Consider the following 19,545-nt stretch of genomic DNA (forward strand, 5'->3'; position numbering starts at 1 on the left):
AGGCACAGAAAGAACTTTTGGCATGGTATGAAAAAGCAGGCAGGCATGAGCTTCCCTGGCGAAATACACAGGACATCTACCGTGTATATCTCAGCGAAATCATGCTCCAACAAACACAGGTCAATCGTGTACGGGATGAATACTACCCCCAGTTTTTGGAGAAATTTCCCACACTTCAAAGCCTTGCAAATGCACCGCTGGATGATGTTTTAGCGGCATGGAGCGGACTTGGGTACTATTCGCGTGCAAGAAATCTTCATAAAACAGCCCGACTTTCACCAAAATCTCTGCCGACAGACTACAAGGAGCTGCTCTCTCTGCCCGGCATAGGGCAATACACCGCAAGTGCCGTTTGCAGTTTCGGCTACAATCAGAGTATTCCTGTTGTCGATACAAACATAGCAAGAGTGCTCAAGCGTTATTTTGCCCTCTTACATGTAAAGGACAAAGCCATTTGGGAATATGCACAAAAACTCCTAAATCACAAAGACACCAGAAGCCATAACCTTGCCCTTATGGATTTGGGTTCGCTTGTCTGCCTGCCCAAAAATCCAAAATGCGAAGAGTGTCCGCTACAAAAAACGTGTCAGGGAAAAACAGAAGCGGAGTTATATACAAAAACAAAGAAAAAAGAGTATGAATCACTCGAACTTTTTTACGGTATTTGCATACAAAATGAAAAAATAGCCCTTACCCCTGCTACAGGAAACATGTACAAAGGCATGCTTGAACTTCCCTCCGTCGACCCGATAGAAGAAGATTTTTTAGGCAGTTTCAAACACGCCTACACAAAATACCGCCTACATGTAAAGCTCTACACACTCGACTCTTTTGAAGGTGGCATCTGGGTAGAAACAAAGGCCTTGCACAGCGCTCCAATCTCCTCTTTGACAAAAAAAGCGCTCTCAACAGTTTTCAAATAGAACAACTTTGTTTCTTCCGCTCTCTTTTGCTTTATAGAGGGCATTGTCCGCACTTTTATAAATATATTTCACTTCACCCTCGCGTGCATCAGAGAGATAACATACGCCTATAGATATAGTAAGCACTCCATATTTTTCATTGTAAAGATGCTCAATTTTCAGGTTTTGCACCTCTTTGCATATATTTTGCAGGTGCCTAAAGGCTTCCTCTTTTGTATAGGCGCTGCAGACGAAGCCAAACTCTTCTCCGCCCAAACGGAAAAAGAACTCATTGGCACGCTGTGTCAGTTCTGTGATTTTTGCAGTAATGCTTTGAAGTGCCTCATCCCCTGCATCATGCCCGTAGTTATCATTGTAGAGTTTAAAATTGTCCACATCCATAATCGCAAAACAAAAACTCTCACGGGTTCTTTTTGCTCTGTTTAGCTCCTGGGGAAACACTACATTAAAGTACCGCCTGTTGTAAATATTTGTCAGTGCGTCCTGCATGGACAAATCTTCAAATTTATGCCGAATATTATATATTTCTGTTATATCATTTAATGTCACCATCATATGCATTTTATTCTCTTCATATATCTTTTTGGCATACACAGAAAAATAGTATTCCTGCTCCAGGTAACAGATTTTTATGATTGGCTCTTCCTCACCCAGAACATCTTCCACCCATTGCATTTTTGTGCTGTTGATGGTATCACCATGGCATGATGCACAAAAAAAGTCACAAATGCATTCATGCTCTCTTTTAAACTCTTCCAAAGAAGCATACTCTTTGAAAAATTTAAAAAATGCCTCATTCGCCCGGGTAATACTGTTGCCGGTTGTGATAATGATGATATTGGGACTCTTTTCAAAAAGCGTCTCCAGATAAATCTCTTTTTTGGCATGTTCTGCTTCGAGCAGTTTTGTCTGCTGGAGAACTTTGAGTTCAAGCGTATTGCTTAGCTTTTCATAACTACTGCTCTTTTTTTGTAAAAACCTGATGAGAAAAAGAAGGACAAGTGTAAAAACAGTAAATAAAAAACTTACTGCAAAAAACTTGAACCAGACGCTCTGTATCTTCTCTACATAGAAAGAGGCATCCATATCAATGGCAATCTCTTTATAAACATAATAAAGCCTTTTTTTTTCGCTCTCAAGCTTATAAAGAGCTTTTTGTTGCACCTTTGGAGTCACTGTATAGTAAAAATCGTTTGTTTGGTATTGTTTCAAGAGGGTTTGTACAAGCAGACTGGGATCAACTTTTTTAAAGGCATCACCTTCTTTCACATAAAAAGTTCCAATCTCGGCAGGAAGATTACGGATATTTTCTATTTCTTCGTAATGTTCCCGTGCATCTTTGAGTAAATTGTCAGTATAGTTTTTTTGTGCCTCTACAGCTATCATGTAGAAGTATGCTTCTATAAAAACCCATACAAGCAAAATGGTAATCCCAATCATAAAAAATTTATTTTTTGAGTTCTTCATACAAATAGCTTATAGCAAACAAACTGAAAGCTATGTTAAGGAATAAAGCTAGCTCTCTTCTATCTTGATATCAGAAGCGACAATGTACAAAGGCGCATTGTGTACATGTAACATTGTACTTCCGCTTCCAAGGGCAAAGCCATAGAGGTTGTTTTCTTTGATAAGTGTTATCCCAAAGCCCATATCTAAGAAAGAGAGGACATGGTTTTCCAAAATTCTCGAAGCATTGATACCGCTAAAAGTAATTTTAACAGTGTGAATATCCTCCCCCTCGTCATCCTGCACCACAAGTGTCACAATTTTTGTATCGGGCAGCTGTTGTATTGAACGCAGTTGTTCATGCTTAAAGTGGTTGTACTTTTGCAGTAATTCTTCTATCTCTTTCATTTTTTCCCTTTTTATTAAAACAACATCTTAACAATAAAAGGCTTTCTCACCGCTTCGTTGACTGAGTTAGCGTAGACATATAAGCAACAAAACTCACAAACACTACACATTAGCATGCTATACTTTGAAAACTAAAAAAACAGAGGAATAATTTATGAAAACAGTGATACTGGGTATTTTCCTACTTTGCTCCGGAGCACAGGCAGTCAGCCTGAGTGAAATTATTGACATCTCTTTGGCAAAAAAACCGTCGCTGGAAGCTATCAATGAAAGAATTGAGGCAAATAGATATAATATAGCAGTCTCCGACCAATTTGAAAACCCCCAACTGCTCATAACAAAAAATACACTCAATTCTTCGCAGGCGATGAGTCAGTCTGTGGTGACATTCAAACAAAAAATTCCTTTTTACAATAAACGTGAAACCAACAAAAAAATTGCAGAAGCGGAAGATGCTTTGTTGCAGGAAAAACTAAATGCAGCAAAAACAAAACTGGTTGCACAGATAAAGAGTGAAGCCTATACCATTTGGAAACTGAATGAATTGTATAAAATTATTGATGAGTATGTCACACTGACACAACAAAACATTGATCTGTACGAATCCTACACAAGTATTGATGAGAACCAGCATATCGGAATAATGAAAGCGGAACTCTCCCTCTCAGATCTGCAAATCCAAAAAAGTATTTTGCGTGAAAAAATCAATGCTGCCTATGCAAGACTCTCCTATCTGGCCTCATTTAAAGTACACCATTTGGATATAAATATACAAATGGGGGAAAAACCGGATTTGGGACAACTGCAAAAATCTTTAGCAGAGAACCCGGATATTAAAATAAAAGACAAAGAGATTCTCAAACAAAATGCAAAGTTAAAAATGGCAGATCTCAACAACTATCCGGACATTAATCTCATCGCAGGCTATGCTCTTCGAGAAAATTTCAACAACTATTTTAATTTTGGTTTCGGCTTGAGCCTGCCTATATACGGCACGGAAGACTACAAAGAAGAAGAAGCACGCGCCCTGGTTCTCTCCGCTACAAGCCAAAAAGCAGATACTCAGATATCTGTCAATGCCGAGCTTGAAGCCTATTATGCGCAAATGCTCTCTTCTTATGAAATATATCATATTATTCAAGATGAAGCCCTTCCCCAGGTTGCTCACATGTTTGAGCTTTCAAGCTCTTCCATCTCTGTCGGGGCTGATTTGTTCAAATATATAGATGTCCTGTTTCAAAAACTTGATTTGGAACAAAAAAGTATCAAAGCCGTCGCAAACTACAACCTGGCACAAGCCAAAATAGCACAACTTAAAGGAGAATTACAGTGAAAAATTTAAAATTATTACTACTTTTGCTGCCGTTGATGGTATCGGCAAAAGAAGCATCGGTGGAACAGCTTTTTTCAGTTCAGACCGTCAAGGTACAAAAAACAAAAACAAGCCACAGCAAAAAAAATTACGGTTTTGTCAAAGCAAATGAAGCGAGAGTGTATGAAGTGAGTCCCCGTTTTGGAGGATTTGTCGAAAAACTTTATGCCGACAAAATTTACAAATATGTCAAAAAAGGCGAGCCTTTGGCAGTTGTCTACTCTCCTGAAGTATACAAAGCAAAAGAGGACTATGTCAACTCGTACAACTACACAAAAAACAGACCAAACAAAGGTATGCTCAAGAGTGCAAAGCTGAAACTTTCTTTGCTGGAAGTCGCGCCAAATGAGATTTCTCAAGTTATAAAGATGAGAAAAGTATCACCGAACACAACAATCTATGCACCGCAAAGCGGTTATATCTTTATGAAAAATATCAATGAAGGATCTGCTTTTAATGCAAAAACAAATCTTTTTGAGATAGTCAATCTTGATGACGTCTGGGTTGAGGTAAAGGTCTTTGAAGATGATGTCAAATGGCTCAAACATGCCAATGACTTTCGTGTCAGTTTTAAAACAACCGATAAAACATACGAGACGCATTCAAAGTTTCTTTATCCAAATCTGAGTCCAAAAGAGGCAACACTCACTATGCGACTCACTTTGGCGAACAAAGACCATACACTTTTTCCGGGAATGTATGCGGATGTAATTTCAAAAGACAAGGCAAAAGAGTATCTGACACTGCCGCAGAGTGCGGTTATCTTAAAAGACGGAAAATACTATGTTTTTGTTGTCGGAGAATTTGAGGGAGAGTATGAACCGATGGAAGTCAATGTCAAACCGCTCAATAATGAAACATACATCATAACAAGCGGACTCAATGCCGGCGATGAAGTTGTCAACAATGCCCTCTTTATGATGGACAGTGATGCGCAGATAAACGGCTTGTATTAAAACTGTGTTATAATACTCTTAAAAGTACTTTTAAGGATATTCTTATGACAGTCAGCGCAAATGAAGTAAAAAAACGAGGCGTTTCTCTTTTTGGAGAACTCTTGGAGAAATGGGACGAGGTTATTATCAATTTTCGTGGTGAAAAAAAGTATGTCGTTATGGACATAGAAAGGTATAAAGAGCTTCGTGCTTTGGAACTTGACCGTGCTTATACAGAGGTAATGGAGGATATTAAAAATGGAGATTATCATACAGATGTTGCAAAACATTTAAAAGAGATAGCTGATGTATGAAATCACTTTTAGTAAAAAGTATGAAAAAACAGTAAAAAAGTTTTTTAAAAAGCATCAAAATTTAAAAGGAAAATACACAAAAACTATTCTTCTTTTACAGAAAAACCCTTTTCACCCTTCACTGCGTTTGCACAAACTGCAGGGGTCGTTAAGTGAATATCATTCTGTCTCTATTGATATGGATTACAGAATCCTCATAGATTTTATCATTATAGATGAGCAGATCATTCTTATAGACATCGGTTCACATGATGAGGTATATTAATTTGCATCTCATTCCATTGCCTGGCGCACATCTTTTGCGACTTTTTTCTCATCTACAAAAAAGAGAAGCAGTCCGCCGAGAATAAAAAGAATGGCAACAGAAGCAATCGAGAGTCTTGAATTATGGCTAAAGAGTGCGACAAAGGCTACCAAAAGCGGCCCTATGATAACTGCAAATTTTCCAAGAAGATCATAAAATCCGAAAAATTCTGCCGCATATTTTTGCGGTATCATTTTGGCATAATAGGAACGGCTCAGTGCCTGAATACCTCCCTGAACCAATGCAATAAGTATTGCCAGTATATAAAATTCATAGACATCTTCCATCATCGCAGCATAAACAATAATAAATATATAGACAGCGATACAAAGATAGATAACTTTTTTTGTATCCCAGATATCGGCAAGTTTGGCAACAATGAGTGTGGCAGGGAAACCGACAAACTGCACAATAAGCAAGGCCATTATAAGCTTGCTGCTGTCAAACCCCAGCGCCATTCCGTAATCAACAGCCATACGGATAATAGTGTCAACCCCGTCAATATAGAGCCAGTATGCCACCAAAAAAAGCAAAAGTCCTTTAAGACTTGCCACTCTTTGAAAGGTTTTTTTCAAACGCAGATACCCTGCAACCAATAAAATATTTTTCTGCTCTTTGTCTCCCTTCTTCTCCTCTACAAAAAGCAAAAGAGGCAATGAAAAAACCGCCCACCACACTGCAACACTGACAAAAGAAGCTTTTATCGCCGCAGCCTTGTCTTCAAAACCGAAAAAGGCGGGTTCCTGTACCATAAAAACATTCAAGGCAAACAAAATACCGCCTCCGAGATATCCAAGGGCAAAGCCCAGGCCTGAAACATAGTCAACATTTTTATCATTACTCACAGAGGGAAGCAAAGCGTCATAAAAAATATTTGATCCCATAAAACCGATATTTCCCAGCGTATAGACAAGTGCCGCCATCTGCCAGTTTCCCTGCTCGACAAGAGCCAGTGAGGCACTCATCAAAATACCCAAAAATGCAAAAAGAAACAAAAAACGCTTCTTGAGTGAACCTGCATCAGCCACAGCCCCAAGCAAAGGCGCAAGAAGCACTACCACAAAACTCGAAATTGAATTTGCAAATCCGAGCTGCGCGGTACTCACAGTCACCTCAGTTCCCACACTGTAATAAGACTTGAAAAATATAGGGAAAAATCCAGCCATAACAGTGGTTGCATAGGCAGAATTTGCCCAGTCATACAGTGCCCAGGAGTATATAGATTTTTTATTATTGTTTTTCATATCCTAATTCTATAAGAAAATATATTAAGAGAACCTCCAATGCCATTAAGTTAAGAAAATTAATGCTTTCTCGGAACCGGTACTTCAGTGCCGGCTGTTGCAATAGTCTTGCCACTCTCAGCCCGCACTGAAGTACGGGTTCCAAAAAAGTTGCTTAACCTAATGACATTGAAGGGCAGCTCTAAAAATCCTGATTGTCTCATACTATTTCTCACAAACGCTACACACTAGCGTGCTATAATTTTCAAAACTAAAAAAATGGACAAATTATGATAGAAAAACTCATCGCTTTTAGTATAAAAAACAAGTTTATTGTTCTTTTGGCGGCTTTTGCTCTTGTCGGTGCTTCTATTTGGAGTATGAAAAACACGCCTTTGGATGCTTTGCCTGACTTGTCTCCTCCTCAGGTCATTGTACAAATCAATTGGGCAGGACAGTCTCCTGAAATTGTCGAAGATCAGGGAACCTATCCGCTTGTTGCACAGTTTTTGGCTATTGCCAATATTGATACGGTACGTGGATACTCTACCTATGAGAACGGTCTTATCTACATCATTTTCAAAGAGGGAACAGATCTCTACTGGGCACGAAGCCGTGTTCTTGAACAGCTTGCTTCCATTCAGTCGCAATTGCCGGCAAACATGAATGTATCCCTTGGTCCCGATGCCAGCGGTGTGGGCTGGGTGTATGAATATGCCCTCAAATCAAAAACAAAGAATCTTGCCGAGTTGCGTACCCTCCAGGACTATTACTATAAATATGCGCTTATGGGTGTTGACGGTGTCAGTGAAGTAGCAAGTATCGGCGGATTTATTCCTACCTTTCAGGTGACAGTAAACAATGACAATCTGGTTCGCTACAATCTCAGCATACAGGACATCAAAAGAGTATTGGCCAAGAACAACAATGATACAGGCGGGCGTATCGTCATTAAAAACGGATATGAGTGGATGGTACAGGCCAAAGGCTATATTAAAAACCTTGATGATATCAGAGGACTTGTTGTCACAACAAAAGCCGGTACACCTGTAAAACTCGGTGATATTGCACGGGTAGAACTTACCCCTGCACCGCGTCGCGGTCTGGCAGACTTAAACGGCGAAGGCGAAGTTGTCGGCGGTATCGTTATGGCACGTTACGGCGAAGATGTTTATACAATGATTAAGCGTGTTCAGGAAAAAATGAAAGAGCTTAAAGTTGAGGGTGTGGATGTTGTCACCGTCTATGACCGTTCAGGTCTCATTGACAAAGCGGTAGACACTTTAAAAGATACGCTTATTGAGGAGAGCGTTATTGTTGTCATCATCATTGGACTTTTCTTGATGCATTTTCGCTCTTCGCTTATTGTCATTATTGTTCTGCCTTTAACAGTCGGTTTTACCTTTTTGCTGATGAAAATCTTTGGTATCGGCTCAAACATTATGAGTCTTGGAGGTATTGCCATTGCCATAGGTGCCATGGTTGATGCCTCCATCGTCATGATAGAAAATGCCCACAAAATGCTGCACAAATTTGAACACAAAGAAGGAAGAATCCCGACAGAAAAAGAGCGCATTGCCATCATACTCAAGTCCTCACAGCTTGTCGGGCGTCCGATATTTTTCGCACTTGCACTTATTGTCGTATCATTCCTGCCTATTTTTGCACTGACAGGTCAAGAGGGACTGTTGTTTACTCCGCTTGCCTTTACCAAAACATTTGCAATGGCTGCAGGCGCACTGCTGAGCATCACTCTGGTCCCTGCACTGATGATATTTTTTGTCAAAGGCAGAATCCTGCCAGAGAGCAAAAATCCACTGAACAGATTTTTCATCTGGCTCTATCGTCCAATTATTGTCTACGGCCTCAAAGCAAAATATCTTGTCATTGTTCTTGTTCTACTCTCTCTTGGTTACATGTATCCGCTTTACAAGAGTCTGAAATGGGAATTTATGCCTATGCTCAATGAGCAGACATTCATGTATATGCCTGTTACCCCTTACGGTATCAGTATAGACCAGACAAAACAGCTTTTGCAAAAAACAGACAAGATTATCAAAAGTTTTCCCGAAGTAGAAAATGTTTTTGGCAAAGCCGGGCGTGCAGGTACGGCAACGGATCCTGCTCCTCTTGGTATGCTTGAGACTATCATCACGCTCAAACCAAAGTCCGAGTGGCCCAAAGGCATGACCTATGACAAACTGCGTGAAGACATGGAAGCCGCTTTGCAGGTTCCGGGACTGACAAATTCCTGGACCTACCCGATTCGCGGTCGTATCGATATGCTTTTAAGCGGTATCCGAACCCCTATCGGTATCAAACTCTACGGAATGGATGCGGCAGGTTTGCAAAAATTCGGCAAACAGATAGAAGACAAACTGCGGGAGTATGACAAAACCCTCTCCGTATTTGCAGATCAGGCAAGTGCCGGATACTACATTGACATTATCCCTGATGAGGAGAAACTTGCCCGATACAACATGACAAAAGATACGCTCTTGGAGTACACAGCTTTTGCCATCGGGGGCATGAAAGTTTCAACAATGTACAAAGGTCTTGAACGTTATCCTATCGCACTGCGTCTGGAAGACAATGAGAGAAGAAGCCTTGAGTCCATCAGAAACATACAGGTCAAAACCAAACTTGGCTTTGTTCCGCTTGGTTCACTTGCAAAAGTGGCTTACAGACAGAGCGCTTCTGTCATAAAAAGCGAAATGGCAGCACCTGTGACCTTCATTTATATCACACCAAAAGAGGGTATCAGTGCGACAGAGTATAAAATAGGCGCACAAAAGTTCATCAATCAAATCAAATTTGATCCGGGATACTATATAGAATGGGCGGGACAGTCTGAATATCTTGATTCGGCTATGAAGCGTATCATCTGGATTGTGCCTGCTGTTCTTGTTGTCATCTTTTTACTCATCTATATGGCACTCAAAAAACCGGGACCGACAATTATTGTCTTTTTCACTCTGCCTTTTGCACTCTTAGGCGGACTTATCTATATAGACATCCTCAACTTTGCCATGAGTATAGCCGTTATCGTCGGATTTTTGGCACTCCTTGGAGTAGCCGCGGAAACAGCCATCGTCATGATAATTTATCTGCAGGAAGCGGTGGATGAATATAAAGAAAAATATGGAAAAAACTTTGGAATCAAAGAACTCAATGCCGCAATTTATGAAGGAGCTGTACAAAGAGTCCGTCCAAAACTTATGACGGTGTTTGCTATTTTGGCAGGTCTGACACCTATTATGTATACCCACGGAGTAGGAAGCGAAGTCATGCAGCGTATTGCCGCACCTATGCTTGGCGGAGTTGTCAGTTCAGCTGTTTTGAGCCTTGTCATCATTCCGATCCTGTTTGAAATCTATGCAAAACGACAACTTTCCCAAAAAGAGGATATTTAATCCTCTTTTTTATTGCATCGTACTTTTTATATTTTGGACAAATTCTGTAATGTCATCATGCAGATCCTGTAAATCTGCTTCATGCTCTACCTCATCGGCCAGTATCTGAGAAACCATATCGTAAGTGATGATATCCTTGTCTTTGACAATATTGGCAAGTTCCGAATAGGTACTGATTGCACACTGTTCTCCTTTTATAGAGTCTTCAAGGATGGCAACCACATCAAAGTTTTTTGGCTCTTCATAGCCGCAGTTTGTATGCGTAAACCACTCTTGCGGATTCAGAAGCGGTGTACCGCCAAGCTGTATGATTCTGTCGGCAACCATATTGGCATGTCTGAGTTCATCATTTGCATGCTGTGTCAGCTCCGCAAATGCCGCATCTTTCATAATGCCTTTAATCACTTTTGCTTCTATAAAATACTGATAATAGGCCAGCCACTCATCAGCATAGGCTCTGTTAAGCAACTTCACCACTGTTTCAGGTTCTATGCCTTTAATAATCGAATTTCCTCGTGTCATAATATTCTTCTCCTCTGATTTGAATTACCTCAAGTATAAGGCAACTCTTCTTAAAAGAAAATTATTATTATTTAAAAAGAAGTGTGAATTGTGTTCCTTTTCCAAGTTGGGATGTAACATTGACTGTGATACCATATGCATTACATATCTGTTTCACAATGCTCAGACCCACACCGAATCCGCCTGCTATATCTGATTCACGTTTATACATTTCAAAAATTGCATCAAGTTTTTTTTGCTCTATACCGACACCCTCATCTGCTATAACAAAGGCATTTTTATCAAGTTTTATGCTTATTTTTGTTTGGGGAAGAGAGTATTTGATGGCATTTGAGAGCAGGTTGGAAAACAACAGTTCTGCCCGTGAGGGAATTATATGAAAATAACATTCTTCAAGCTGACTCTCTATTTTTATATTTTTTGCATTTGTAAGTTCACTGTAGTAACCGATAGTCTGCTCCAAAATATTTTTAAGATTCACATCCTCTGCTTCTTGCTGTTTTTGATTAAAATTTAAAAATGTCAGTGACTTATAGATACTCTCAAGCTGTTTTGTGCTTATAGAGATATTCGTCAGTATTTTTTTATCATAAACTTTTTTCTTGATTGCCCGGCTCGCACTCATTTTCAAAGCGGTTATAGGAGTATTTAACTCATGCGAGACATCCTGAATGAAGCTCTCTATCTGCTCCATTCTCTGATGCACAGGTTTCATAAACAGTTTGGCAAGTATGACAGAGATGAGGACAATAAAGAAAAAACCCACACTCATAGCCAAAAGGACATTTTTTTGCAGTTCGTGCAGCTGTTTGAAATACTCTTTTGTTCTGACAAGGACATATTCAATATTCAGATGTTCCTGCGGTGCATCCGAAACCAGAACCTTATAACCGTTTTTCTCATAATATCCTGTTTTAAAACCCGCAGCTTCATTTGCACCAATCAAACTGTATTCATACCCTTTTTCATTTGGGAGCTGTAATGTTGTCCCTTTCATCTGTGCATTAATTATGAGTCCTGAAAGTTTGTCGGCGATATGGTTGAGCTTATAATAGGTTGCACTCTCCAAAGAATTTTTCTGTGCGCTGTAGTACCAGTATCCTGAGAGCAAAACAAACAAAAAGGAAGAGACAAGATAGAGCGTTACAAAAGAGTAAAAAGACTTTTTTTCCAACTCATTCAAATTTGTAGCCCTCTCCCCGGATATTGACAATATGTTCTTTGCCGATGTATTTTCTCAGATTTTTTACAATGGTACGAATAGCATCATCACTCGGCATATCTTCATACTCCCAAAAATTTTGCAACAGTTCGTCAGAACTTACCACACGATGACGGTTTTTATAAAAGTAATGAAGACAGTCACTCTCTTTATGTGTCAGTTTGATCATTTTTTCTGGCGTTTTGAGTATATGTGTTTTTGTGTCAAATATGATATGTTCATCCAGTTTCACCAGACTTTCCAGTCCAAAATGTCTCTTAATGTTTTCTATACGCTGTGCCAGCTCTTCCAAATCAAAAGGTTTTTTTATAAAATCGTTCGCGCCTGATTCAAAAGCGGATTTGAGATACTTTGTATCATGAAAAGCGGTAATGAAAATAGCCGGTGTTTCATCATGGAAGTCTCTCAGTTCCCGCAGTAGTGAAATACCGTCGCCATCCGGAACATTAATGTCAAAAATATACAAATCAAATTTTTCATTTTCCGAGAGTTCAAGTGCCTGTTTCATACTGTAAGTCTGCACAACCTCATATTCGTCTTCCAAAAAATCAACCAAAATGTTTGCCAGTGCCGTGTCATCTTCAAGGAGTAATATTTTCATTTTTCGTTTATAAGTATATCTTCAGTCGTTTTTTTAATTATGGGTAATCTTGTTTTTATTACATCTTCCACTATATACAGGTCCACACCTTCATAATCATGCGCTATAAAATTTCTTAGTTCGTAACTTCCTTTTATATCCTCTTTTGCAAACTTTGAAAGTATCTCAAGTTCACCGTTATGAAGTAATTTATCAAACTGTTCTGAAATGGATGTAAGATGCATAAGTATAGCTGCTCTTGCATTTTGTTCGTCTTCTAACGCTTTCTCAATGGAGCCGTTTTGTTTCACTATCTCCTCTATAAAGAGAATCTTTTTTTTTATAACTTTTATTCTCTCTACAGATTTTTGACTAAACATATATAAGCTCCTTTTTGATACTCTCTTTAAATGGACTGTTGCTGTCTAAGTCAAAAATATCTATATTTCTATGAAACTGCTTTCGTATTTTTGATTTTATCGTTGCTACTGTATCAAAGTAATCATAAGATGTGTTTGTCTGTAAGAAATTTTTATCTTTGGATATGGCAATGTCAATATCACTGTAAACTGTTTGTGTCTCTTTTGCAAAACTCCCAAAAAGGGCGACTGAGCTGATGCCATTTTTATAAAGTTCAGGTTTTATCTGTTTGAGATACTCTATGATATTGTTTTTTGTCGCTTTCATAAGACAGATTATAGCATATCTGTGCCACTAACATCCTAACTCTGTGTTATAAGCTCTTTTATCGCCATGCTTACATCTCCAAGACAACATCCGCCGCTTGGGTTCAGCACTTCACAGGCACAGCCGGGATTTTTCATTTTTGCTTTGATGTCTTCAAGTGCTGTTGTTTGTCCTGTTGCCTCTAATTCCGCTTTTATTTTCTCTTTGCTCCAGCCAAAACAGTAGCATACAGTAGCCGGAGTTGCTCCTTCTTTGAGTCCGACGACAATGCTCATATCATCCTGTGTCAGTATCTCATCGCCCCGAAAATAGACTGCTTCGCATGCAGCTGTTTTGCAGTAATAAAAACCGTCAAAACAGGAAAGTTTTGATTTTGCCTCCTCTGTTAAAAGATGCTGCAGTGTTTTGCCCAGCACCCCTTTGGCTTTTTCTCCACATATCGGACAGGCAACTTTGCCTTTTGGCTGAGGCGTACAGCAGTTATCACCTTCATTTTTTGTTCTAAACAGATCTGTCATGACTTATCCTTTTTAAAAAGTCAATTATATATTTTTCCTGTGTAATCTTTGTGTCATACATTTTTGTCCCTGTGCTACACAAACACACCACAAAAAAGTTATATACTTCTCCTAACAAAACAAAAAGGAGTTTCTTATGAAAACTTTGGCAAAAATCTTTTTCGCACTGCTTTTAGGCACAACACTTGTTCAGGCAGCCGCATTCTCCAAGGATGCAAAATTCAGAACAACAGCAGTACATATCACCGCAGACAAACCGCTTACTACCGGTTCCAACACACTTATTGTCACTATCAAGAAAAACGGCAAACCTGTCACTGATGCAAAAGTAGCACTCAAAGCCTTTATGCCAGCCATGCCGGGGATGCCTGCTATGAGCTCAAAAGCAAATGCCCAAAATCTTGGTAACGGAAAATACAAAGCAACACTCAATCTTGCAATGAGCGGAACATGGCAACTGCATATATTTATCACACCTAAAACAGGAAAAAGGTCTCGTGTTAAAACAACATTAAACTTTTAAAAGGCAAAAAAGATGAGAAAAAAGATTATTTTACTTTTTCTGCTGTTAGTAACAATTCCGTTGTTTGCCAATGCAGAAAGTCTCCAAACACACACGCTTCTGGGATTGTTACTCGGAGCCTTTGGAGCCGGATTACTGCTTACTTTTACTCCCTGTGTACTGCCTATGATTCCGATTCTCTCAAGTATCATAGCCGGACAGGGTGAAAAGCTTACCAAGAAAAACGGTTTACTCCTCTCTGTTGCTTATGTTCTTGGCACAGCACTGACCTATACACTTATGGGTGCTCTTGCCGGGGCTACAGGAGAACAGCTGCAATCCTACTTTCAAAATATCTGGGCGATTGGTATTATGAGCTTTGTCTTTTTTCTGCTGGCACTTTCTATGTTTGGTTTTTTCAACCTGCAAATGCCCTCTTTTATTCAGTCAAAACTTGACAGTCAAACCCGAAATATTAAAGGCGGTACCTTTTTTGCCGTTTTTTTGCTCGGTTTACTCTCGGCCCTTATTTTAGGAGCCTGTGTCTCGCCTGTCATTATCTCATTTCTAAGTGTTGCCATTGCACAGGCAAATCCTGTTTTGGGAGCAGAGATGATGTTTGCACTCTCTCTTGGTATGGGTGTTCCGCTCTTACTCGTTGGTCTGGGTGCCGGATATCTGATTCCAAAAGCAGGCGCATGGATGGATTATGTAAAGTACTTTTTCGGTATTCTCCTTTTAGGTGTTGCTGTAAGTATATTTTCCGAGCTTGAACTCTTTTCTTCTTTGTATCTGTGGGGTGTTTATTTTATAATAATCGGCGCATTTATATACCCCTTGGCAACAACAGATGAGTCCTTGACGCTATGGCAGAGGTTTTTAAGAACTCTGGCAATACTGTGTCTTGTTTGGGGAACTATCAGCTTGACAGGAGCTGCTATGGGGCATGACAACATATATATGCCACTCAAAAGCAACGCTGTACAACAATCAACATCAAGTTTGCAGACGGTTACAAAAACACCTTCTCTTTTTACAGAAGTACCAAACCTCAAAACAATGGATGAAAAATTAGCGCTGGCAAAACAAACCGACAAGCCTGTATTTGTCTATTTTCATTCAAAATATTGCAAGGTTTGCAAAAAACTCGATGAAACAACATTCAAAGATCCAAAAATTATTGAAATTCTTAATAACAAATATATTGCCTTAGTAGTTGATTTGTCTGATAAAAGCAATAAAGACACACTGGCTATTAAAGAAAAATACGGTGTTTTCGGCTATCCCGCATTCTTGCTCATAGAGAGTGACGGAACACCCCAAACGGATTCAATACATTACGGCTATGAAGGTGCAAAAGAATTATTTGATGTACTTGATTTAAATGCAGAATAACAAAAAAGGCATTCTTATGAAACACAATAAACACTCTTTATCAAGAAGAACTTTTGTCAAAGGCGTTGTCGCTTCAGGTGCAATGCTTTACGGAATAAACCTCAACGCTTCAACCGACACAGTTAAAAAGCGCAAAAAGACCGAAGAACTCTCAGGAACGGTTTTTAATCTGTCTATAGACAAAACCCTTGTCAATGTAACAGGAAAACCCTCATATGCTACGGCAGTCAATGCTATGCTGCAGGGTCCTACACTCAGGTGGCGCGAAGGCGACACAATTACCTTACATGTAACCAACAATCTCAACGAATCCGCCTCTATTCACTGGCACGGTATCATTTTACCCTACCAAATGGACGGCGTTCCGGGAATCAGCTATGACGGTATCGCGCCGGGAGAGACATTTACCTATACCTTTACCGTCCGTCAAAGCGGAACCTTTTGGTATCATTCCCATTCTGCTTTTCAGGAACAGACAGGTGTTTACGGCGCCATTGTCATAGAACCAAAAGAGAAAGATCCCTATGAATACGACAAAGACTATGTTGTCCTTTTATCCGATTATTCAGATGAAAAACCCGCAGCTATTTACCGAAAACTGAAGCTTTTTCCTGATTATTATAATTTTAACAGAAGAACTGTCGGCGATTTCTTTTGGGAAGTCAAAGACAAAGGATTTGTTGAAGCCTTTAAAGCACGTCAAATGTGGAATAAAATGCGTATGTCAGACAGAGATCTCTCTGATGTAACAGCCTACACCTATACTTTTTTGATGAACGGGCAAAATCCGGCAACACGTTTTAGGGCACTTTTTCAAAACGGAGAAAAAGTACGGCTTCGATTTATAAATGCAGCCGCAATGACATTTTTTGATGTTCGCATTCCAGGGCTTACAATGAAAGTTGTTGCAGCAGATGGCAATAATATACAGCCTGTGGATGTGGATGAGTTTCGCATAGGTGTTGCAGAGACATATGATGTCATAGTTGAACCCGAAAATGACAAAGCCTATGCTATTTTTGCACAAAGTATAGCAAGAAAAGGCTATGCACTCGGAAACCTCTCAACAGATGCAAATATATTGGCAGAAGTGCCGCAAATGGATCCGCCGCAAGCACTTACAATGCTTGATATGGGCATGAGTAAAGATATGGCACAGATGAAAAGTATGGATATGGCAAAGAAACAATCAATGCCATCTCTACAAAAGCCCATTCCCCTTACAAAACTGCCAATACGATGGGATGTCGGCACAACCATGCGGGCAATGAATCCGCAGTACAGACTCGATGACCCGGGTGTCGGACTAAGAAACAACGGAAGAAAAGTATTAACCTATGCAGATTTACGCTCTTTGCGCTCTACAAAAGAAGACAGATATCCAGACAGAGAGATCGTTTTGCATCTAACAGGAAATATGGAGCGTTACATGTGGTCTATTAACGGTATTCCTTATCATGAAGCGGCACCTTTGGAGTTTCATTACGGCGAACGTCTGCGTATCACTTATATAAATGACACTATGATGAACCATCCAATGCATTTGCATGGCTTATGGAGTGATCTTGAAACCGGTGATGAAAATCATTTGGTACGCAAACACACTATTATCTCACAGCCCGGTTCCAAAATAAGCTTTCGTGTCACAGTGGATGCAAAAGGTGCATGGGCGTACCACTGCCACTTACTCTATCACATGACAGATATGTTTAGAAAAGTCGTGGTTGATTAAAGGATTTATGATGAAAAATATACTCACAAAATTAACACTTTTAACGACTCTGGCAACGCTCTCTTTTGCCGGTGGAGGTGGTGATACCCTGCGTGCAACTTTTACCGCTGACAACCTGGAGTACCAGACAAACAGCGAAAAAAATCTTTACTGGGACACCTATGGATACATTGGCTATGATCTCAACAAACTTTACTTCTACAGTGAGGGAGAAAAGCCCAACAGTGGCGATGCAAGCAGTGAAAATCAACTCCTCTACTCCCGTGCGGTTGCCCCTTTTTGGGATGTGCAGGCCGGTATCAGTTACGATATAGCCGGATCAAACAACAAAACATGGGGCGTTCTTGCTCTCTCCGGCCTGGCTCCTTACTTTTTTGAAACACGGGCAGCTTTACTTTTTAGTGACGATGGCAATATTGGTCTGAGAATTGACATGGAATATGAGGCACTCATCACCCAAAGACTCATCCTCACACCAAAATTTACACTCGATGCCTATGCAAAAGATGCCCCGACTATGGGTTACGGTTCAGGCATCTCAAATCTTACTCTCGGCGCAAGACTTCGATATGAATTCAGAAGACAGTTCGCCCCCTATGTCGGCATTGAATGGGCAAAAAACTTTGGGACAACAAATACCTACTCTCCGCTTAATGAAGCTTATGCGACTTTTGGTCTTCGATTTTGGTTTTAATTCGCTACTAAACCTGTAAGCTTTTTTTGGCTTACAGTATTTCCTCACAAACTCATCACACTTTTTTGATACCGTATCAATATCTTAAGTGTTGTTTTGCATTTCAAAACTAATTTTAAAACTTAAGAATAAGGGGTATATTATGTTAAAAATGTTTTTTTTACTCGGTATCAGTCTCGTCACTTTTGTAACAAATGCTTACGCTATTCCGGCATTTGCAAGACAGATGGGAATCTCGTGTAATGCCTGCCATTCACAAAACGGATTTCCTGCGCTCAATCGTTTCGGACGAAGCTTTAAGGCAAGCGGCTACACAATGGTCGGTGCACAAAAGTCGATTTATGATGACCAAAACGGGAAATTTCTTTCACTGACAGACACACTCAACCTCTCTTTGAATGTTAAAATCGGGTATGTTCAAGGAGAAGATCCTGCCGAAGCAGCCCAAATTCAGTTTCCACAGGCTCTTGGCTTTATGATAGCAGGGCGTGTTGCCAACAATATTGGTGTATTTACCGAAATCGGTTACGAATCAGAAGACGGAAATGATCCTGTATTTCAACTCGCTACTTTGGTAGTGCCTGTTGTCTATGAACTTCCAAACTATACACTCGGAACTGTATTTTACCGAACAAGTGAATTTGGAGCAGCCGCTTCTTATGACACACTGGCAACCGGTTCCAAAGCAAACGGGCAGACACTTGAAGCTGTTTCTGTCACATCTGCGCAGTCTTACATTGTCAATAATGCAGGAGGAGAAGCTGCTGCAGAAGGTATCGGCTTTTATATTGCAAGTGATTTATGGTACGGTGTTTACTCTGCCTATGTACCAACTGTCGGTACCGTCTCAGGTGTTACACCCGCACATTACGCTTCCCTTGCTTTTACACCACAGGTCGGCAACTGGGATCTTGGCATGAGCACTCAAATCTGGTGGGGAACAGCCTCAAGAGATGATGCCAATACTTCTTTACCAAAAATAGAAGATAAAACAGACAAATTCGCACTGAACTTTCAGGCTATGGGATCCGTTGACACACTTCCTGTGAGTGTTTTTCTCACCTATGCCCAGGCAAAACAAGGCAGTCTCTTTGCACAGACTCCAAACAAGGTAAAAGCAGCTACCATTATGGGTGAGATAGCGCCTGTTGCACATATTCTTATGTTCTCAGCAGGCTACAGGGCGGCAGACAACGGTGCATATACAAACTCTGCAGACAATGCACAACTTCTGGCTGTCAAATATTTTTACAAAGAAAATGTGCAATGTCAGTTTGATTATGTCTTTAATCAAAATTCTCAAAAACGCAATGAAATATACTTTACATTACGTGCGGTTTTCTAACACTTCCTTT

Annotated in this window: 20 protein-coding genes; 11 read left to right on the forward strand and 9 right to left on the reverse strand. The window is 40.0% G+C overall.

The window, feature by feature from the left end; genetic code table 11:
• Positions 1-17 precede the first annotated feature (17 nt).
• Positions 18-923, forward strand: coding sequence for an A/G-specific adenine glycosylase (locus MLC52_RS11565; RefSeq protein ID WP_434580562.1), 906 nt, complete (start codon positions 18-20; stop codon positions 921-923).
• On the opposite strand, the gene MLC52_RS11570 is transcribed toward MLC52_RS11565, so the two are convergent.
• A complete protein-coding gene (locus MLC52_RS11570; protein ID WP_434580564.1) occupies positions 906-2,390 on the reverse strand; it encodes a sensor domain-containing diguanylate cyclase in 1,485 nt (494 codons plus the stop codon). The genes MLC52_RS11565 and MLC52_RS11570 overlap by 18 nt on opposite strands.
• A 48-nt stretch (positions 2,391-2,438) precedes the next feature.
• On the reverse strand, positions 2,439-2,777 hold the full coding sequence (locus tag MLC52_RS11575; RefSeq protein WP_151899357.1) for a hypothetical protein: 339 nt from the start codon (positions 2,775-2,777) through the stop codon (positions 2,439-2,441).
• Between the two features lie 154 nt (positions 2,778-2,931).
• Here MLC52_RS11575 and MLC52_RS11580 point away from each other — a divergent pair, with 154 nt between their 5' ends.
• Genes MLC52_RS11580 through MLC52_RS11595 form a run of 4 tightly spaced genes read left to right on the forward strand, consistent with a single transcriptional unit; the run spans position 2,932 to position 5,663 of the window.
• The gene (locus MLC52_RS11580) at positions 2,932-4,110 is read left to right on the forward strand and encodes a TolC family protein (RefSeq protein WP_434580565.1); all 1,179 of its coding nucleotides are present in this window, start codon (positions 2,932-2,934) and stop codon (positions 4,108-4,110) included.
• Positions 4,107-5,105: an efflux RND transporter periplasmic adaptor subunit gene (locus MLC52_RS11585; protein WP_188110011.1), complete on the forward strand. Its 999-nt coding sequence runs from the start codon at positions 4,107-4,109 to the stop codon at positions 5,103-5,105. Before MLC52_RS11580 ends, MLC52_RS11585 begins: the two co-directional genes overlap by 4 nt.
• 44 nt (positions 5,106-5,149) lie before the next feature.
• On the forward strand, positions 5,150-5,398 hold the full coding sequence (locus tag MLC52_RS11590; RefSeq protein WP_346389785.1) for a prevent-host-death protein: 249 nt from the start codon (positions 5,150-5,152) through the stop codon (positions 5,396-5,398).
• Positions 5,391-5,663, forward strand: a complete 273-nt coding sequence (locus tag MLC52_RS11595; RefSeq protein WP_434580567.1) for a type II toxin-antitoxin system RelE/ParE family toxin — start codon at positions 5,391-5,393, stop codon at positions 5,661-5,663. The genes MLC52_RS11590 and MLC52_RS11595 overlap by 8 nt, the downstream gene beginning before the upstream one ends.
• 8 nt (positions 5,664-5,671) lie before the next feature.
• Here MLC52_RS11595 and MLC52_RS11600 read toward each other — a convergent pair whose 3' ends face one another.
• Positions 5,672-6,946, reverse strand: coding sequence for an MFS transporter (locus MLC52_RS11600; protein WP_151899353.1), 1,275 nt, complete (start codon positions 6,944-6,946; stop codon positions 5,672-5,674).
• A 269-nt stretch (positions 6,947-7,215) separates the two neighbouring features.
• Here MLC52_RS11600 and MLC52_RS11605 point away from each other — a divergent pair, with 269 nt between their 5' ends.
• Complete coding sequence (locus MLC52_RS11605; RefSeq protein WP_434580569.1) at positions 7,216-10,338, forward strand: efflux RND transporter permease subunit; 3,123 nt, start codon at positions 7,216-7,218, stop codon at positions 10,336-10,338.
• 9 nt (positions 10,339-10,347) lie between these two features.
• Here MLC52_RS11605 and MLC52_RS11610 read toward each other — a convergent pair whose 3' ends face one another.
• The 6 genes from MLC52_RS11610 to MLC52_RS11635 form a co-directional block, all read right to left on the reverse strand.
• The gene (locus MLC52_RS11610; protein ID WP_230973283.1) at positions 10,348-10,860 is read right to left on the reverse strand and encodes a ferritin-like domain-containing protein; all 513 of its coding nucleotides are present in this window, start codon (positions 10,858-10,860) and stop codon (positions 10,348-10,350) included.
• Between the two features lie 67 nt (positions 10,861-10,927).
• Positions 10,928-12,043 carry a sensor histidine kinase gene (locus MLC52_RS11615; RefSeq protein WP_418640782.1) on the reverse strand — a complete coding sequence of 372 codons (1,116 nt, stop codon included), beginning with the start codon at positions 12,041-12,043 and terminating at the stop codon, positions 10,928-10,930.
• On the reverse strand, positions 12,036-12,683 hold the full coding sequence (locus tag MLC52_RS11620) for a response regulator transcription factor (RefSeq protein ID WP_151899349.1): 648 nt from the start codon (positions 12,681-12,683) through the stop codon (positions 12,036-12,038). Before MLC52_RS11620 ends, MLC52_RS11615 begins: the two co-directional genes overlap by 8 nt.
• Positions 12,680-13,042, reverse strand: a complete 363-nt coding sequence (locus MLC52_RS11625) for a HepT-like ribonuclease domain-containing protein (RefSeq protein ID WP_151899348.1) — start codon at positions 13,040-13,042, stop codon at positions 12,680-12,682. Before MLC52_RS11625 ends, MLC52_RS11620 begins: the two co-directional genes overlap by 4 nt.
• The gene (locus MLC52_RS11630; protein WP_346389789.1) at positions 13,035-13,349 is read right to left on the reverse strand and encodes a nucleotidyltransferase family protein; all 315 of its coding nucleotides are present in this window, start codon (positions 13,347-13,349) and stop codon (positions 13,035-13,037) included. The genes MLC52_RS11625 and MLC52_RS11630 overlap by 8 nt, the downstream gene beginning before the upstream one ends.
• 35 nt (positions 13,350-13,384) lie before the next feature.
• Positions 13,385-13,867, reverse strand: a complete 483-nt coding sequence (locus MLC52_RS11635) for a putative iron-sulfur cluster-binding metallochaperone (protein WP_418640783.1) — start codon at positions 13,865-13,867, stop codon at positions 13,385-13,387.
• A gap of 136 nt (positions 13,868-14,003) precedes the next feature.
• Here MLC52_RS11635 and MLC52_RS11640 point away from each other — a divergent pair, with 136 nt between their 5' ends.
• The 5 genes from MLC52_RS11640 (at position 14,004) to MLC52_RS11660 (ending at position 19,535) form a co-directional block, all read left to right on the forward strand.
• Positions 14,004-14,390: a FixH family protein gene (locus MLC52_RS11640; RefSeq protein ID WP_151899345.1), complete on the forward strand. Its 387-nt coding sequence runs from the start codon at positions 14,004-14,006 to the stop codon at positions 14,388-14,390.
• Positions 14,391-14,402: 12 nt separating this feature from the next.
• A complete protein-coding gene (locus MLC52_RS11645; protein WP_151899344.1) occupies positions 14,403-15,764 on the forward strand; it encodes a protein-disulfide reductase DsbD family protein in 1,362 nt (453 codons plus the stop codon).
• A gap of 16 nt (positions 15,765-15,780) precedes the next feature.
• On the forward strand, positions 15,781-17,496 hold the full coding sequence (locus tag MLC52_RS11650; protein WP_151899342.1) for a copper resistance system multicopper oxidase: 1,716 nt from the start codon (positions 15,781-15,783) through the stop codon (positions 17,494-17,496).
• A gap of 10 nt (positions 17,497-17,506) precedes the next feature.
• Positions 17,507-18,190, forward strand: a complete 684-nt coding sequence (locus MLC52_RS11655) for a copper resistance protein B (protein ID WP_188110010.1) — start codon at positions 17,507-17,509, stop codon at positions 18,188-18,190.
• Between the two features lie 142 nt (positions 18,191-18,332).
• Complete coding sequence (locus tag MLC52_RS11660) at positions 18,333-19,535, forward strand: hypothetical protein (RefSeq protein WP_346389792.1); 1,203 nt, start codon at positions 18,333-18,335, stop codon at positions 19,533-19,535.
• Positions 19,536-19,545 lie beyond the last annotated feature (10 nt).

The sequence above is a fragment of the Sulfurimonas sp. NW15 genome, assembly GCF_051132285.1.
Classification (GTDB): Bacteria; Campylobacterota; Campylobacteria; order Campylobacterales; family Sulfurimonadaceae; genus Sulfurimonas; species Sulfurimonas hydrogeniphila.

What these genes read in the sequence shown, in the direction of transcription:
- MLC52_RS11570 (WP_434580564.1), bottom strand. Translation starts at nt 2,390, where the DNA reads ATGAAGAACTCAAAAAATAAATTTTTTATGATTGGGATTACCATTTTG.
- MLC52_RS11575 (WP_151899357.1), bottom strand. Translation starts at nt 2,777, where the DNA reads ATGAAAGAGATAGAAGAATTACTGCAAAAGTACAACCACTTTAAGCAT.
- MLC52_RS11580 (WP_434580565.1), top strand. Translation starts at nt 2,932, where the DNA reads ATGAAAACAGTGATACTGGGTATTTTCCTACTTTGCTCCGGAGCACAG.
- MLC52_RS11590 (WP_346389785.1), top strand. Translation starts at nt 5,150, where the DNA reads ATGACAGTCAGCGCAAATGAAGTAAAAAAACGAGGCGTTTCTCTTTTT.
- MLC52_RS11595 (WP_434580567.1), top strand. Translation starts at nt 5,391, where the DNA reads ATGTATGAAATCACTTTTAGTAAAAAGTATGAAAAAACAGTAAAAAAG.
- MLC52_RS11600 (WP_151899353.1), bottom strand. Translation starts at nt 6,946, where the DNA reads ATGAAAAACAATAATAAAAAATCTATATACTCCTGGGCACTGTATGAC.
- MLC52_RS11605 (WP_434580569.1), top strand. Translation starts at nt 7,216, where the DNA reads ATGATAGAAAAACTCATCGCTTTTAGTATAAAAAACAAGTTTATTGTT.
- MLC52_RS11610 (WP_230973283.1), bottom strand. Translation starts at nt 10,860, where the DNA reads ATGACACGAGGAAATTCGATTATTAAAGGCATAGAACCTGAAACAGTG.
- MLC52_RS11620 (WP_151899349.1), bottom strand. Translation starts at nt 12,683, where the DNA reads ATGAAAATATTACTCCTTGAAGATGACACGGCACTGGCAAACATTTTG.
- MLC52_RS11625 (WP_151899348.1), bottom strand. Translation starts at nt 13,042, where the DNA reads ATGTTTAGTCAAAAATCTGTAGAGAGAATAAAAGTTATAAAAAAAAAG.
- MLC52_RS11630 (WP_346389789.1), bottom strand. Translation starts at nt 13,349, where the DNA reads ATGAAAGCGACAAAAAACAATATCATAGAGTATCTCAAACAGATAAAA.
- MLC52_RS11635 (WP_418640783.1), bottom strand. Translation starts at nt 13,867, where the DNA reads ATGACAGATCTGTTTAGAACAAAAAATGAAGGTGATAACTGCTGTACG.
- MLC52_RS11640 (WP_151899345.1), top strand. Translation starts at nt 14,004, where the DNA reads ATGAAAACTTTGGCAAAAATCTTTTTCGCACTGCTTTTAGGCACAACA.
- MLC52_RS11645 (WP_151899344.1), top strand. Translation starts at nt 14,403, where the DNA reads ATGAGAAAAAAGATTATTTTACTTTTTCTGCTGTTAGTAACAATTCCG.
- MLC52_RS11650 (WP_151899342.1), top strand. Translation starts at nt 15,781, where the DNA reads ATGAAACACAATAAACACTCTTTATCAAGAAGAACTTTTGTCAAAGGC.
- MLC52_RS11655 (WP_188110010.1), top strand. Translation starts at nt 17,507, where the DNA reads ATGAAAAATATACTCACAAAATTAACACTTTTAACGACTCTGGCAACG.
- MLC52_RS11660 (WP_346389792.1), top strand. Translation starts at nt 18,333, where the DNA reads ATGTTAAAAATGTTTTTTTTACTCGGTATCAGTCTCGTCACTTTTGTA.